The 15,661-nt window shown below is 71.8% G+C and carries 13 protein-coding genes; 6 read left to right on the forward strand and 7 right to left on the reverse strand.

Annotation, left to right across the window (positions count from 1 at the left end):
- The first annotated feature begins 213 nt into the window (after positions 1 to 213).
- A complete protein-coding gene (locus tag IF22_RS0102945; RefSeq protein ID WP_167337264.1) occupies positions 214 to 2,262 on the forward strand; it encodes an FG-GAP-like repeat-containing protein in 2,049 nt (682 codons plus the stop codon).
- A 147-nt stretch (positions 2,263 to 2,409) separates the two neighbouring features.
- On the opposite strand, the gene IF22_RS0102950 is transcribed toward IF22_RS0102945, so the two are convergent.
- Positions 2,410 to 2,883: a hypothetical protein gene (locus tag IF22_RS0102950; protein ID WP_030328096.1), complete on the reverse strand. Its 474-nt coding sequence runs from the start codon at positions 2,881 to 2,883 to the stop codon at positions 2,410 to 2,412.
- A 150-nt stretch (positions 2,884 to 3,033) separates the two neighbouring features.
- Between IF22_RS0102950 and IF22_RS0102955 the strand changes: the two genes are divergently transcribed.
- Complete coding sequence (locus IF22_RS0102955; protein ID WP_036410686.1) at positions 3,034 to 4,317, forward strand: MFS transporter; 1,284 nt, start codon at positions 3,034 to 3,036, stop codon at positions 4,315 to 4,317.
- 196 nt (positions 4,318 to 4,513) lie between these two features.
- On the opposite strand, the gene IF22_RS0102960 is transcribed toward IF22_RS0102955, so the two are convergent.
- Positions 4,514 to 6,241, reverse strand: a complete 1,728-nt coding sequence (locus IF22_RS0102960; protein ID WP_030328100.1) for a bifunctional metallophosphatase/5'-nucleotidase — start codon at positions 6,239 to 6,241, stop codon at positions 4,514 to 4,516.
- A 276-nt stretch (positions 6,242 to 6,517) separates the two neighbouring features.
- Here IF22_RS0102960 and IF22_RS0102965 point away from each other — a divergent pair, with 276 nt between their 5' ends.
- The gene (locus IF22_RS0102965; protein WP_245233499.1) at positions 6,518 to 7,315 is read left to right on the forward strand and encodes an alpha/beta fold hydrolase; all 798 of its coding nucleotides are present in this window, start codon (positions 6,518 to 6,520) and stop codon (positions 7,313 to 7,315) included.
- A gap of 111 nt (positions 7,316 to 7,426) precedes the next feature.
- Here the strand turns inward: IF22_RS0102965 and IF22_RS0102970 are convergent, their stop codons facing one another.
- Both IF22_RS0102970 and IF22_RS0102975 read right to left on the reverse strand, forming a co-directional pair.
- Positions 7,427 to 8,077, reverse strand: coding sequence for a hypothetical protein (locus IF22_RS0102970; protein ID WP_051708125.1), 651 nt, complete (start codon positions 8,075 to 8,077; stop codon positions 7,427 to 7,429).
- Between the two features lie 9 nt (positions 8,078 to 8,086).
- On the reverse strand, positions 8,087 to 8,866 hold the full coding sequence (locus IF22_RS0102975; protein WP_030328106.1) for a phosphodiesterase: 780 nt from the start codon (positions 8,864 to 8,866) through the stop codon (positions 8,087 to 8,089).
- 228 nt (positions 8,867 to 9,094) lie between these two features.
- Here IF22_RS0102975 and IF22_RS0102980 point away from each other — a divergent pair, with 228 nt between their 5' ends.
- The gene (locus IF22_RS0102980; protein ID WP_030328108.1) at positions 9,095 to 10,504 is read left to right on the forward strand and encodes a sensor domain-containing diguanylate cyclase; all 1,410 of its coding nucleotides are present in this window, start codon (positions 9,095 to 9,097) and stop codon (positions 10,502 to 10,504) included.
- Positions 10,505 to 10,622: 118 nt separating this feature from the next.
- Here IF22_RS0102980 and IF22_RS0102985 read toward each other — a convergent pair whose 3' ends face one another.
- Entirely contained in the window at positions 10,623 to 11,684 is a 1,062-nt protein-coding gene (locus IF22_RS0102985) for an aspartate-semialdehyde dehydrogenase (protein WP_030328109.1), read from the reverse strand.
- Positions 11,685 to 11,689: 5 nt separating this feature from the next.
- The gene (locus IF22_RS0102990; protein ID WP_030328111.1) at positions 11,690 to 12,955 is read right to left on the reverse strand and encodes an aspartate kinase; all 1,266 of its coding nucleotides are present in this window, start codon (positions 12,953 to 12,955) and stop codon (positions 11,690 to 11,692) included.
- A gap of 257 nt (positions 12,956 to 13,212) precedes the next feature.
- Here IF22_RS0102990 and IF22_RS0102995 point away from each other — a divergent pair, with 257 nt between their 5' ends.
- Both IF22_RS0102995 and IF22_RS0103000 read left to right on the forward strand, forming a co-directional pair.
- Positions 13,213 to 14,001: a hypothetical protein gene (locus IF22_RS0102995; protein ID WP_245233500.1), complete on the forward strand. Its 789-nt coding sequence runs from the start codon at positions 13,213 to 13,215 to the stop codon at positions 13,999 to 14,001.
- 84 nt (positions 14,002 to 14,085) lie between these two features.
- Positions 14,086 to 14,625, forward strand: a complete 540-nt coding sequence (locus IF22_RS0103000) for a nitroreductase family protein (protein ID WP_030328114.1) — start codon at positions 14,086 to 14,088, stop codon at positions 14,623 to 14,625.
- Between the two features lie 12 nt (positions 14,626 to 14,637).
- Here the strand turns inward: IF22_RS0103000 and IF22_RS0103005 are convergent, their stop codons facing one another.
- Positions 14,638 to 15,624 carry an ArsR/SmtB family transcription factor gene (locus tag IF22_RS0103005; RefSeq protein ID WP_030328116.1) on the reverse strand — a complete coding sequence of 329 codons (987 nt, stop codon included), beginning with the start codon at positions 15,622 to 15,624 and terminating at the stop codon, positions 14,638 to 14,640.
- Between the last annotated feature and the right edge of the window lie 37 nt (positions 15,625 to 15,661).

Here is a 15,661-nt window from a genome sequence, read left to right on the forward strand (position 1 = left end):
AAGACCTACGAAGCTAGCGAATGACCAGCAACCTCGTTGTCCCACAAGCCGGAATCCGGATCAGTTCAACCAAACGAACGATGTCCCTCCCGGCTTTCCCCCGGTCCGGGCCACGTTCGTTGAGCTGTCCGCCGTCCCGTCCCCGCGTGACGATCCCGAATGTGCCAGCGCTGTACGAGCGGCTGCCCGTACAAGCCCTCGGGGGATCTGGAGATGCGTATGTTGTCGCAACTGCGGTTGCTGAATCGTGGCGTGCTGGCCTTACTGACGGCCCTGCTGGTGTTGGTTGCGTCCGGTACACCGGCGTTCGCGGCGGCCCTGCCGCCACCCGCTCCGGTCAGCGCGAAACTGGTGTCCGAGACCCAGGTCGAGGTGAGCTGGCCGGCGGTGGCGGGCGCCAGCAGCTACGAGGTACGGCGTGGGACCGTCTCGGGTGGCCCGTACACGACGGTGGGTACCGTCACCGGGACGTCGTACCTGGACGGAACCGTCGCCGCCGAGACCACGTACTACTACGTGGTGCGGTCCCGATCCGGCAAGCGGGCGTCGGGTGACTCGTCCGAGGTGTCGGTGCAGACCTCGCTGGCGAAGCCCGTTAACGTACGGGCGACCGCGGCGGAGACCAGCATGACCCTGCGGTGGAAGGCCGTGGCCGGCACCGCGCGGTACGAGATCGTCCGCCTGAGTAACGATGCCCCGGTGGAGACGGTGGTCGGCACCACGACGTCAACCGAGTACGTGGACACCGGCCTCACTGTCGCCACCCGCTACGTCTACTGGATCCGGGCGGTCGCCACGGGCGGCGCCACTGCCACGTCCGACGCCGTGCGGGTCTACACCGGACCTGCCACCACGACGACTGTCACTGTGTCGCCGGGCTCGGTGGAGCAGGGACAGCGGATCCTGCTCATCGCGAACGTGCGGTACGCCGACGGTCGGATCCCTGGCGGTGAGGTCGCGTTCATGTCCGCCGCCGGAGCTGTCGCGTTCGCCACTGTCAACGGCACCGACGGCACGGCGATCGCCATGGTCAACGGCGCCGGCTGGACTCCGACCTCGGTCTACGCCCAGTTCCAGGGCTACGACTGGCCGGCGGCCGGGGCGAGCGTGTCCGGCGACGCGGTGCCAGTGGTCACCCAGCCCTACGGCGCGGTGGCCTTCAACGGCCCCTCATGGCTGAAGCTCGGTTCCTGGGAGGAGGCGGTCGCCGCCGGCGACCTGACCGGCGATGGCCTCTCCGACGTGGTGATCACGACGACCGAGTACTTCGACGACGCCAACGACCATTCCGCTTTCCTGTTCGTGCAGGAGGCGGACAACCAGCTCGTGATGAAGCAGCAGGTGGCGATGTCCACCTCCAGCGGCGGCAGTATGTATCCGGTGATCGGCGACCTGGACGGTGACGGCGCGAACGAGCTGGTCGTCGCCACCGGCGACGGTGTCGACGTGTTCCGCCGTACCGGATCGGGGCTCTCGGCGGCGGAGCACCTGTCGTTCGGCGACGACCTCATCGACCTCAGGCTCCGCGACCTCGATGGTGACGGCCGGACGGACATCGTCGCGGTGAGCGACAACGGCGTCCTGGTGCGGTACGGCGACGACAACGGCAGCTTCGCGCCCGCCGCTCTCGTCTCTGCGCACCGCGGCTTCGTCCTGGACGTGGTCGACATGACCGGGGACGGCCGGGCGGACCTGGTGGTGCAGCTCGGGCAGCTGATCCAGATCAGCGCCCAGGTGCAGCCCCGGTCGTTCGCGGCCCCCGTGGGATATCAGGCGCCCGCCGGGCATCAGCAGACGGTGGCTTCCATGGCGGTCGGCGACGTGACCGGCGACGGCAGGAAGGACGTCGTCGTCACCGTGTCCGGCAACGCGCCGAACGCCCAGGTGCAGGTGCTCACGCACGACAGCGCCGGTGTGCTCGGACGGTGGATCCGCTACCCGGTGTACGAGATGCCGGACGCCATCGCGATCGCGGACGTCAACAACGACGGTCGGGACGACGTCGCCATCACCCACGGCGGTTGGAGCGCGGCGAGTGTCCTGTTGCAGCGGCCGGACGGCTGGCTGGGCAACGAGTTCCGGGTCTCCCAGTTGCCGCCCGCCAGTTCCTTCACCCCGCGTGGCCTCGCGGTGGCCGACATCAACAACGACGGCCTGAAGGACCTGCTGATGGCCAACTACAACTACGGTCTGGTGGTCGTACCGCAGCGGCCCGCAGCCACGTCGGCGGCGTCACCGAAGGTCCAGGTGGGTCGGGCCTGAGCGACGGTGGCGACGGGCCCGCTTCCCGGGCCCGGGCGGGCTTTGCCTGCAACCACCAGTGAGCACGAGGAACGGCCCGGTCGCTTCGACCGGGCCGTTTCCTCGTACGCAGCGAGTTCGGCGCCTTCTCAGCGGCGTTCGCGCCTGTCAGTCCTGTCGTTCGGTGCGTTCGATCTCCGCGAACGCGGCGGCCAGGTAGTCGCCCAACGGCACGCTGGTCGTCGCCAACAGGTCGGCCACCAGCAGCGGGGCATGCCGGGCCAGCGCCGACGCGTCAGGCGGCGCCTCGTCGCCGTCGGGGTCGTACACCCCGAGCGCGCCGGCCAGCAGGACGAGCACCACGTGCGGGTCGACATCGGAACGCCACCGCGTCGACTGCTGCACGCAGCGGGTCAACACCTGGCGGATGTCGTCGCCGGTCAACCCGTCCGGATGGCTCTCCTCCAGCAGCAGTCGGACCACCGCGCCGAGCACCAGCCCGGACCGCTCGTCCGCGGCGAGACCGCCGACTGCCTCGTCGTACGCCTGACCGTCGCGTGCCTGGGCGGCGGCGACGGCCGTCGTGGCGGTGACCGCGATGGCGCGGGCGGTAGCGGGCAGGTGTCGCCAGGTGCCGGTCATCGGGTCAGCATCGCAGACCCGGCGGACAACGCCGGACCGCCGTCAGCCGAGTGGATCATCGTGGGATTGGTCACCCGGCGGCCTGCGGCCAGCGGGGCGACGTCCAAAAGTGTTCGCGCGGTGTCGCACCCGGCGAACAGAATGCCGGACATGCTGCGTCGTGCCCTACCCCGCCGTTTCGAAGCTCGCCGACTCCTGATCGGCACCCTGTTGTCGGCGATCGGGCGCGGTCTGACCCTGCCGTTCCTGTTCATCTACTTCACCGACGTACGCGGACTCACCGACACCCGGGCGGGCCTGGTGATCGGCTGGTACGGCGCGGTCACCCTGGCGCTGTCACCGCTGGGCGGGACGCTCATCGACCGATTCGGCGCCCGCCGGGTGGTGGTGCCCTGCCTGCTGATCGAGGCCATCGGCACCGGCTCGCTGGCGCTGGTGAACTCGACCGGCTCGGCGGTGCTGGTGATGACGGTGATCGCCGTCGGCAGCTCGGCGATCTGGTCCGGGCAGAACACGATCCTCGCCTCGTTGACCGGAGACGACGAACGGCAACGGGTCTTCGGGCTGAACTTCGCCCTGCTCAACCTCGGTATCGGCATTGGTGGCATGACGTCCGGCGCGATCGTCGACACCGCCCGGCCAGGCACGTTCCAGATCATCTACGTGCTCGACGCGGTGAGTTACCTGATGCCGGCGCTGATCCTGCTGACCCTGCCGGGCGTCGGTCACCGACTCGTCCGCCCCAGGACCGGCGGCGAGCCGTCCGCCGGTGGCTACCTGACAGTGCTCCGCGACCGCCCGTTCCGCCGACTGGTGATCTTCGGTCTCATCCTCACCACCTGCGGGTACGCCCAGATCGAGGTGGGCTTCGCCGCGTACGCCGTGCGGGTCGTCGAGGTGACGCCCCAGGTGGTCGCCTGGGCGCTCGCGGCCAACACGGTAATGATCGTGCTGGCCCAGCTCCTGGTGCTCCGCCGGATCGAGGGGCGTAGCCGTACCGGTGCACTCGCCGTGGTCGGGGCGGTGTTCGCCGGCGCCTGGTTGGTCCTCGGTGCCGGCGGCCTGGTCAGCGCCGAAAACGCCGTCTTTGCCGCGCTGTGCGTGGTGGCCTGCTCGGCGATCTTCGGCTTTGGCGAGACGATGCTGTCGCCGGTGATGCCCGCGCTGACGAACGCGCTGGCCACCGACGAGCTGCGCGGCCGGTACAACGCCATGAGTTCAATGATCTTCGGGATCAGCGGCGTGATCGGACCGGTGACCGCCGGCCCGCTCCTCGGCGCCGCCCACGGCAGCGTCTGGGTGGCGACAGTGGTCGGCGGTTGCCTGATCGCCTCGCTGGTCGCCCTCTCCCTGCGCCGACTGCTCACCGCCGAGCAGGACGGCGTAGCGACGAGCGCCCCGACGTCCCGCACCGCCGCGCCCACCCCCGCCTGACGTGCTCGATCCTGGATGTAGTGGCCTCGATGCGTGTCAATGCCACTACCTCCATGTTCGAGCGCGATCTTGCAGCAGGCGGCGGGCGCGCGGCGGGCGGCGAGCGGCGGGCGCGGGCTGATGCGGGGCGGCGGGCTTTGGAACGGGTCGGGCCCCGGAGCTGGTGCTCCGGGGCCCGATCTCGCGGGGTCGGCCGTCAGGCGGCGGGGACCTCAGCGGTGGTGCGGATCCGGTCCAGCGTCGGTGCGGAGACCGGCGACTGGGCGGTCAGGTAGTCCACGAACGCGTCCAGGTCGATCTGGCCGGTGACCAGGTTCGTCCCGGCGGTGAGGGCGCTGAACCCGTCGCCGCCGCCAGCCAGGAAGTTGTTCACCGTCACCCGGTAGGTGGCGGCGGTGTCGACGGCGGTGCCGCCGAGGGTGAGGCTGCCCCGGACGACGCGGGTGCCGGCGCACGGGTCGGCGGTGGGGGCGGTAGTGCCGTTGAGGTCGACCACGTAGCCCACGGTGGAGGACGGGTACAAGATCCGGCCGGTGACGAACTGCTGCTCCAGTACGCAGTAGAGCTGCGCACCGGTCAGGTCCAGCGTCACCAGGTTGTTGGCGAACGGCTGCACCGTGAACGCCTCCTCGTAGGTGACCGGGCCGGCGTCGAGGTCGGCCCGGACCCCGCCCGGGTTCATGAAGGCAGCGACGGCGTTCTGCTCGTCGTCGGTGGCAGCAAGCTGCGCGTCGGCGATCAGGTTGCCCAGTGGCGATTCACCGCACGAGGCTGGCACCTGCGGCGAGCAGGTGGCGAGCAGATTCTCCTGGGTCTTGGTGATCGCGGTCGTGGTCTCGCCGACCTGGCGGTCGGCGACCGGGCCGAGCACGGTCTTGTACCGCTCGATCAGCGCGGTCTGCTTCCGGTCCGGGTCGACGTCCCGGCTGACCACCACGTTGTTCGCGCTGGCGGAGACCACGTCACCGCTGTGCCGGTCGATCTTGAGGTCGATGTCGGTGACCAGGCGACCGAACGAGCTGGCGCTGGTGACCAGCTTGCCGTTGATGTCGCAGTTGTACGCCTGGTGGGTGTGCCCGCTGACCACCACGTCGATCGACGGGTCCATCCGGTTGGTGATGTCCACGATGGGGCCGGTCATGCCGACGCAGTCGTTGATCCCGCCGGTCGCCGCCTGGGTGCCACCCTCGTGCAGCAGCACGACGATCGCCTCCACGCCCTTGCGGCGCAGCTCGCGAGCGTACCGGTTGGCGGTGTCCGCCTCGTCGGCGAAGCTGAGACCGGCGACGCCCTGCTGGCTGACGATCTGCGGGGTGCCCTCCAGGGTCATGCCGATGAAGCCGACCTTGACGCCCTGCACCTTGTGAATCGCGTACGGGGCCATCAGCGGCTTGCCGGTGGCGGTCGTGAAGGCGTTCGCGGACAGGTACTGGAAGTCGGCCCCCCGGTACGGGGTGCCGTCGACGCAGCCGTCCACCGGGTGGCAGCCGCCGTTCTGGATCCGCAGCAGCTCGGCGGCGCCCTCGTCGAACTCGTGGTTGCCGACGCTGGCGTAGTCCAGCCCGGCCATGCTCAGCGCCTCGATGGTCGGCTCGTCGTGGAACGCGGCCGAGAGCAGCGGGGACGCGCCGATCAGGTCACCGGCGGCGACCGTGATGGTGTTCTTCTTCTTGGCTGCGGCGCGCAGCTCGGCCAGGTGGGTGGCCAGGAACTCGACGCCACCCGCGGTCTGCCCGGCGATGGTGCCGCTGGACCCGCTCGGCGGTTCGAGGTTGCCGTGGAAGTCGTTGAGGGCCAGCAGGGTGACGTCGACCGGCTTCGGCCGCGCGTCGGCTTGCTCAGGGCTGGTGGCGACCGCGCCGAAAGCGGCCACCGCGAGCGCGGTCAGGCCGACAGCGGCCCGGCGCATCCCGGGTATGAACATGGATCTCCTCGTGAGAATCGGCGCGGACGGTGCCCGGCCTCTGGGTCGACCGGGCCGCCGACGGACGCCGTCGGAAGGGTCGCGGTTGGGCGGCGGTTGAGCATGGCCCCCGCCCCGACAGCCTCTCATCCGTACGCCGACCGGTCGAGCCGGGCAGCACATCGGAGCAGCGCGTACGCCGGGACCAGAATCGATCACCGTTTACCGCGGTCTGCCGGACAGTGTCGGAGCCAGGGTCTAGAAAGGACGGGACAGTCATCGCGGGCAGGAGGCATCGTGAGCGGAACGACACCGGTGGCGGAGCAGGTGCGATCGGCCGACGGCACGCCCATCGCGTTCGAGCGGTCCGGTGCCGGGCCGGCGCTCATCCTGGTCGGCGGCGCGTTCGCCGATCGCCAGGCGACCCGTGACCTGGCCGCCGCGTTGGCGACGGACTTCACCGCCTTCGGCTATGACCGTCGGGGTCGCGGCTACAGCGGCGACACCGCACCGTACGAGGTCGGTCGTGAGATCGACGACCTGGCCGCCGTGATCGCCGCGGCAGGTGGTTCCGCCGCCCTCTACGGCATCTCCTCCGGTGCCGTCCTGGCCGCCCTCGCCACCGCACAGGGCCTGCCGGTGACCAGGCTGGTGCTGTTCGAGCCACCGTTTCAGGTTGGTTCGCACGTGGGCGTCAGCAAGGACATCACCCCGCAGCTCATCGAGCTGATCGCCGCCGACGACCGGGACGGCGCGGTGACGACCTTCCTCAGCGCCTCGGTGGGGCTGCCGGCCGAGCAGATCACCGCGATGCGGTCGCAGCCGATGTGGGCGGGGCTGACGGCGCTCGCGCACACCCTGGTGTACGACGCGATCGTCACCGCCGGAGGGCGACTCCCCGCCGAACGGCTGGCGGCCATCACCGCGCCGACCCTCGCCCTGGACAGCACTGGCAGTCCAGAGTGGTTGCGGGACGCGAGTCGGGCGGCGGCCGAGGCAGTGCCGGGCGGCCGGTCGGTGAGCCTCGACGGCGGCTACCACGACGTGCCGCCGGCGACGTTGGCCCCGGTGCTGCGCGAGTTCCTGCTCGGCTGACGACACCGGCGCGCCGCCCGACCAGCGCACCGCCGACCAGCACACCGGCGACCAGCACACCGCCGACCACCGCACCGACGGGACATGACTGGCGGGCGCGAGCCCGGCGGGTCAGCCGTCGATCAGTGCCTCGTCGACCAGTGCCGTCACGGCGTCCGGTGGCCAGGTGCCCGCGACGCCGGGGCGGGCCGACAGGTAGGTGGCGATCCGCTCGGCCGGCCAGCCGTGCGACTCGCGTAGCCCTTTGGCGATCATGCCGAGGTAGATCGGCGCGGGTGGCCGGCACCGCGCGGCAGACGCCCTCTCGGGGGCGGTGAAGGTGAGCAGCGGAACGCCGTCGCGGTGGCCCGGGCAGACGAGCGTTTCGTACCGGCCCGGGCCGAGGGTCGCCCGTCCGTTGGCGACGGCGGCGGCAATGGCCGCGCCGGTCGCCGGAATCAGGTCGGTCGGGTCGCCCGGCGGGCGGTACATCTCCTGCGCGGCGATGTCGGTGAACTGCTCCAGGGTGACCAGGTAGGCGCGGGCGGCGGCCTCGCCCGGTAGGTGCGGGTCGTAGAAGGCCATGCCGCCGGTCCAGGCACCCGACTCGCCGGCGAAGTAGATGCCGCCGGGCAGCGACACGGCCGCCGACCGGCTCGGTGGGCGCCGGTCGCGGCAGCCGGGGTACGTCCGCTTTCCGCCGGGTGGGCAGCCACCACCGATGTACCAGCCCAACCGGGCGGCGTGCATGTTCGAGCCGTACGAGACGTACCAGACCAGCACGACGACGCCTCAGAAGCCGCAGGTCTGCCCGGCGGAGTGGCTCACCGGCACGGTGTGGGTCACGCAGCCGCCGGCCTGAACGGAGTGCAGCAGGAAGGCGGTGGGCTCGTGGACCCAACCGATCTGCTCGTCGGCGCTCATGGTGAGCGTGCTCTGCTTCCAGGTGCTGGGTGCCACGGTGAGGACCGTGCCCGCGTACGCCGTGGTGACCGGGCGGTGCAGGTGGCCGGCGGCGACCCGTACGACGTGCCGGTGCCGGCCGATCACCTCGGCGAGCGCGTCACCGTCGGCGAGCCGGATGGCGTCCGCCACCGGGATGCCGACAGCGACGGGTGGGTGGTGCAGGAAGATCAGTGCCGGCGCCTCGGGTCGCCCGGCCAGCACCCCGTCGAGCCAGCCGAGCTGTTCCTCGCCGAGTTGGCCACCGTCGCTGCCGGGGACGAGCGAGTCGAGCACCACGACGGTCGCCGCCTCGTGGTCGACGTGGTAGTAGGCCGAGAAGCCGCCGCCGAGCCACTGAGTGCCGCCGAACGCGTCGAGCAGGGACTCCCGGTCGTCATGGTTGCCGGCGGCCAGGTGCACCGGCAGCGGGAACCGGCCGATGACCTCGCGCAGCGCCGCGTACTCGTCGGGCTGGCCGTGGTCGACCAGGTCGCCGCTGATCACCACGCAGTCCGGGCGGGGTCGTATCGCCAGCACCCGGCCGAGCGCTCGGTGCAACCCGGCGGCCGGTTCGGCGGCGAGCAGGCCGGTGGTCAGGTGCGGATCACTGAGCTGGGCGATGAGCATGGGCTCGCCTCCTCGGCGCCGGATGCCTCACGCTATCGCCGGACGCGGCATCCCGGGAACCGGGTTACCGGGATGCCGGAGCTGCGGCGGCGGGAGTCCACAGGCTGCGTCCACAGCCTGTGGATAGCACGTGTGTACGAAGACGGATTGGTCCCCGCCGCCGTGAGTACGCTTGATCGAGCGGCTCGGCGTCAGCCGGGCCCCTCCCCTACCTGGAACGACGTGCGAGTGGATCATCAGCGAGTCATCCGTGACGTCACCGTCCGCCTGCCGATGGCGTCGAGCACGCCGGAGGCGTGTCGATGGACGGTCACCGCGCTGTCCCGCCACACCCCGGCGACCATCTCCGTGCTGCTCGCGGTCCACGACCGCCTGCGCTGCGTCGCGGCGACCGGGGCCTGGCAGGTCTTCGCCACCGTGCCGGCGCGCACCGGCATCGTCGGCCGGGTGTACGCGACGGGCGTTCCCGCCGTCGTCCCGGACGTCAGCGTCGACCCGGACTACCTACCGGTGCGCCCGGACGTGACGGCCGAGCTGTGCGTACCGGTGCTGGACCCGACGGGCCGGGCGATCGGCGTGCTCGACCTGCAGTGGAGTGAGCCGACCGACCTGGAGCCGTGGCGGGGGACCGCGCAGCGGCTGGCCGACGGGCTCGGCGCGCGGATCGCCGCCCTCGGCGGCCCACCGGCGGAGAGCCGCAGCGAGACGTTGCTCCGGCACGCCGCCGCGCTCTCCTCCGCCCCGACCGAGGGGGAGGTGATGGGGGCGGCGGCCCGCGCCGCCCGGGAGGTCTCCACGCTCTCCACAGCGCTGCTGCTGATCGGCGGTCAGCTCGGCCCGTCCCCGGCGACGCCGAGCGATCTGGAGACCCGGATCCGCGCCGAGCTGGCCGGGGCGGGTCCGGTTGCCCTGGACCGGATGGTCGACCGAGCTCACCGGTACGGCGCCGGGTACACGCTGGGCGAGGCCGGGCACCCGCCGACCGAGGACTACCGCCCGCTGACCCGGGCGGGGGTACGCACGCTGGTCGCCGTGCCGGTCGGGCCGGCGGATGCCGGTGGGGTGTTGCTGGTCGCCGACGAACGCGCGCTGCGGCCGGACCCGACCACCGTCAGCCTGATGGAGTTGCTCGCCGGGCAGGCCTGGACGAGCGTGGACCGGCTGCGCACGCTGGCCCGGTTGCGCGAGCAGGCCAGCTCCGACCCGCTGACCGGGTTGCGGCACACCGGCCCGTTCGGGCAGCGGATCGCGGCGGCCACCCCCGGCCGTACGGCCCTGCTGGCGATCGACGTGGACGGCTTCAAGACCGTGAACGACACGTACGGCCACCAGGCCGGCGACCGGGTGCTGGTCGGGTTGGCCCGGGCGTTGGAGGCGGCGTTGCGGCACGGCGACGAGTTGTACCGGATCGGCGGCGACGAGTTCGTTGCGGTGATCGAGGTGAGCCGCCCGGAGGAGGCGGTCCGGATCGCCGAACGGCTGACCGAGGCCGCCCGACGGATCGGCCGCACGATCAGCGTGGGTGTCGCAGTACCCCGCCCCGGCGAAGCCCCCGAACGCACCCTGAGAAGAGCCGACCAGGCCCTCTATGCGGTGAAACGCCAGGGCCGAGACGGCGTACACCTCTCAGCAGCCTGACCCCCCGCGGCCCGCAGCCGTCGATCTTGCGCTTTCGGTAGGCGTTTTGCCGCTCTTACCCCTTGTGTCGCCACCGAAAGTGCAAGATCGCCGCAGTCGGGGAAGGGCAGGGCGGGGGTCAGGACGTGTGGAGTTCCTTGGCCAGGAGCTCGGCGATCTGGGCGGTGTTGAGGGCCGCACCCTTGCGGAGGTTGTCGCCGGTGACGAAGAAGTCGAGGGCGCGCGGGTCGTCCAGAGCGCGGCGGATCCGCCCGACCCAGGACGGGTCGGTGCCGACGGCGTCGATCGGCATCGGGAACTCCCCGGCTGCGGGGTCGTCGACCAGGATCACCCCGGGAGCGTTGCGCAGCGCCTCGCGGGCGCCCTCGGCGTCCACCTCGCTGGCGAAGACCGCGTGCACGGCCACCGAGTGCGCGGTGACCACCGGCACCCGGACGCAGGTGGCGGAGACCTTGAGGTCGGGCAGGCCGAGGATCTTCCGCGACTCGTTGCGGATCTTCACCTCTTCCGACGACCAGCCGCTGTCCGCCGGGGAGCCGGCCCAGGGGACCACGTTGAGCGCCATGGGTGCCGGGAACGGACCCAGGTCGTCACCGACCGCCTGGCGTACGTCGCCGGTGCGCGAACCGAGCGTCCGGTCGCCGGCGACCTTGGTGAGCTGGTCGTGCAGGATGTCGACGCCGGACTGACCGGCGCCGGAGACCGCCTGGTAGGAGGCGAGCACCAGCTCTCGCAGGCCGTACTCGCGGTGCAGTGGCGCGACCGCGACGATCATCGCGAGGGTCGTGCAGTTGGCGTTGGCGATGATGCCCCGGGGCCGGTTGCGGACCTGCTCGGGGTTGATCTCGGGAACGACGAGCGGGACGTCACGGTCCATGCGGAACGCGCCGGAGTTGTCGACGGCGATCGCGCCCCGGGCGACGGCGATCGGCGCCCACTCGGCGGAGACCTCGTCGGGCACGTCGAACATGGCCACGTCGACACCGTCGAACGCCTCGGGGGTCAGCGCCTGGACGACGAGTTCCTCACCCCGACAGCGCACCCGACGCCCGACGGAGCGCTCGGAGGCGAGCAGGCGGATCTCACCCCAGACGTTGCGCCGCCCGGTGAGCAGCTCACACATCACGGTGCCGACGGCACCTGTCGCTCCGACCACGGCGAGGGTGGGCAGCGCCGTCATCGGCGCTACCTACCCGTCCCCGCGTAGACCACGGCTTCGGTGTCGCCGCCCAGCTCGAACGCGTCGTGGATGGCGCGGACGGCGGCGTCGAGGTCGGTGTCCCGGCAGACGACGGAGACCCGGATCTCGGAGGTGGAGATCATTTCGATGTTGACTCCGGCCGCGCCGAGCGCGGCGAAGAAGCCGGCTGCCACACCGGGGTGCGAGCGCATGCCGGCGCCGATCAGCGAGACCTTGCCGACGTGGTCGTCGTAGAGCAGGCCCTTGAACTTGACCGGCTCCTGGATCTTGCTGAGCGCCGCCATCGCGGTGGGCCCGTCGGCCTTGGGCAGGGTGAACGAGATGTCCGTCCGGCCGGTGCCCTCGGTGGAGACGTTCTGCACGATCATGTCGATGTTGATCTCGGCACCGGCGACGGTGTCGAAGATCCGCGCGGCGGCACCGGGCTCGTCGGGCACCCCGACGATCGTGATCTTGGCCTCGCTGCGGTCGTGTGCGACCCCGGTGATCAGTGCCTGCTCCACGGAAAGGTCCTCCATCGATCCGGTGACCATCGTGCCGGTGTTGGTCGAGTATGACGAACGGACGTGGATCGGCAACCCCGCCCGGCGGGCGTACTCCACGCTACGCAGGTGCAGCACCTTCGCGCCGCAGGCGGCCAGCTCCAGCATCTCCTCGTAGGTGATGTCCTTGATGTGCCGGGCGTTGGGCACGATCCGCGGGTCGGCGGTGAAGACGCCGTCCACGTCGGTGTAGATCTCGCAGACGTCGGCGTGCAGGGCGGCGGCGAGCGCCACCGCTGTGGTGTCCGAACCACCACGGCCCAGCGTGGTGACGTCCTTGGTGTCCTGCGAGACGCCCTGGAAGCCGGCCACGATGACCACCGACCCCTCGTCGAGCGCGCCCTTGAGCCGCCCGGGGGTGACGTCGATGATCCGGGCGCGGCCGTGCACCGAGGTGGTGATCACGCCGGCCTGCGAACCGGTGAACGAGCGGGCTTCGTACCCCAGGTTGTGGATGGCCATGGCCAGCAGGGCCATGGAGATCCGCTCCCCGGCGGTGAGCAGCATGTCCAGTTCGCGACCCGGCGGCAGCGGACTGACCTGGTTGGCCAGGTCGAGCAGCTCGTCGGTGGTGTCGCCCATCGCGGACACCACCACCACCACGTCGTCGCCGGCCTTGCGGGCGGCGACGATGCGCTCGGCCACCCGCTTGATCCGCTCGGCGTTGGCGACGGAGGACCCGCCGTACTTCTGCACCACGAGTGCCACGACGGTGCACTCCCTCCCAGCGACCCTGAGCGTGCCGACGCCGCCGGAACCGGGGCCGGCGGCGCGTGTCAGACCCCTTGAGGGTATCCGGCGGGTAACGAGGCCGGGTCAGGTGATCCCACCATCCGGCCCGCCGGACGCCGGCGGGGCCGGTCCCACCAGGTCGGGCGGTACGCGGGAACGGCCCGCCCGACACGCCGGGACGAGCGCGGTACGCGCGGCGCCCACCGATCGCCCGCACCCACCAGAATGGGCCGGTGCCCGTCCTCCTCCGCTCGGCCGGCCGCGTGCTCGGGCCGCTCGTCCTCGCCCTACCGACGCTCCTGGCCGCCTGCACCAGTGAGCAGCCACCGGCTCCACCACCCGCCGATGCCGCGCCGGTCCAGGTGGACGCCGCGTGGGACGAGTTGGCCGCGCTGGCCGCGGCTGCTCAGGACCGCCACCTGGTGGCGCAGTACGTGTACGGCCGGCCCGGTCAACCGGACCGGACCATCGTCTTCACCAGCGCGAACGACGGCAGTTGGCGGGTCGACGTGCCGGGGGGCGCGTTGGGCGGCACCGCCGATGTCTCGATGGCCAGCACGGCCGACGGGCTGTTCCAGTGCGCCCTGCCGTCGGCCGGTCACGCCGGGTCGGCGAGCTGCGTACGCCTGGGTGACCGCGACGACGCGGTGCCGCGCCGGTTGGACCCCCGGGTGCAGCACCCGCTCACCGACTGGCTGGATGTGCTCACCGACCGACGTGCCCCGCTGGCGGTCGCCCCGGCCACCGCGCCCGAGGGCGTCACCGGCACCTGTTACTCGGTGGAATCCACCTCGGCGTCGCTCAACGCCCCGCTGGACGTGGGCATCTACTGCTACGACCGGGACGGCACGCCGACCGGTGTCCGGACCGGGGCCGGGACGCTGCGGCTGGCCGCTCCCCCCGCCCCGGCACCGGCCACCGTGCAACTGGCCGGCCCGGTGGTGATCGACCGGGAGCCGCTCGACACCGCGGCGCCGCCGACCCCGGACCCGTCGGAGAGCCCGAGCGCGGGAACGCCCTGATCTTCGTCCCGTTACGGGTGCTCTTGCCCACATTTCGCCACCCCGTCCTGAGCGACGAATCACCCATACGGGACGATCCGTCTTATGGCCGATCTCACCCCGCTGCTCGCCTACCGCTGGAGTCCGCTGGCGTTCCACCCCACCGCGGAGCTGAGCGCGGCCGACGCGTCCTCCCTGCTGGAGGCCGCCCGCTGGGCACCCTCCCTGGGCAACCGCCAGCCCTGGCGGTTCACAGTGGGCTACCGCAACGACGACACCTGGAAGCGCATCCTGGTCAACCTGACCGAGCGCGACCAACGCTGGGCGCACCGGGCCGCCGCGCTGCTGCTCGCCGCGCACGTCGACCCGGACGCCGCGCCGGCTGACGGGATCGCGTACGACCTGGGCCAGGCGGTCGCCCACCTCACCGTGCAGGCCACCGCGCTGGGGTTGCACGTCCGGCAGGTGCTGAGCGTGGACCGCGGCGGGCTCGCCGCCGACCTGCACCTCCCCGCCGACGTGCGGCCGTACGCGGTGCTCGTCGTCGGGCAGCTCGGCGACCCGCTCAGCCTGCCGGCGGACCTCGTCGCCGAGGAGACCGGCCTGCGCCGCCGCCGACCGTTGGCCGACCTGCTGCTCGGCTGACCGGTCAGCCGGCTACCCGCCGCGGCTGGCGCGCAGCAGGACCACTGCGGCCTCGGTGTTGCGATAGAGCACGTGCCGGCCCTGTCGGGACCGGTTGACCAGGCCGGCGGCGTGCAGCGCGGCCAGGTGTTGGGAGACGTTCCCGGCGGACATCCCGGTGAGTCGGGCCAGATCGGTGGTGGTGGCCGCCGTGTCGAGCCGGTGCAGCAGCACGGCCCGGCCGGGGCCGATCACCCGCCCCAGCGGGTCGCCCGGCGGCGGCGCTGTCGCCTCCCAGAGCGTCCCGACCGCTCGGACCGGGTACGCGCCGGCCGGCAGCGAATCCTCCAGCAGGTTCCACAGCACCCGCCGCCCGCTGAACACCGTCGGGTTCAGCGCCAGTCCACGACCCCGCAGGTCGAAGTCCCGCTCGAACGGGTCGTCGCTGACCACCCGGTCGCCGAGCCAGCGCAGGCTCGGGTGCAGCTGCTCGAAGAACCGGCCGGCGCCGTTCTCCGCGAGCTGGGCGGCCCGGTACGTCACGTCGGCGTCGAGCAGGGCCTGCATCCGTGGCCAGTCCGGGGCGATCGCCTCGTCGTACCAGACCCGCACCGCGTCGACGAGCTGCGGCAGCAGCCCACCGGGGTCGGCGAGCAGCGCCTGCCCGAACGTACCCAGCGGCCGGCGCGGGGTGGTCGCCAGCAGGTCCTGGACCACCACGGCCGGCGGCGTGGCGGCGATCTGTTCGAGTTGCTCGGCCATCTCCACGTTCGGCCGGGCGGCCGGGGTGAGGAAGTCGGGCAGCCAGCAACGCGGTCGGGCCAGCTCCACCAGCGGTCGGACCCGGGAGGCCACCTCGGGCCGACGCAGGGTCACCCGGGCGCGGTCGATCCAGGGCAGGTGCACCGCGTAGTGAATTGGGCTGGCCAGCGCCCACATGCTCATGACCGTCTCGTTGACCGGCGACACGGCCAACCGCACTCCCGCCACGTCGGCCACGTTGAACCGCAACTCGGACACGCACCCTCCCCGGGAGCAGGATTCGGTTGAGCCTAAA

Source organism: Micromonospora parva (genome assembly GCF_000718515.1).
In the GTDB taxonomy this organism is placed as follows: Bacteria; Actinomycetota; Actinomycetes; order Mycobacteriales; family Micromonosporaceae; genus Micromonospora; species Micromonospora parva.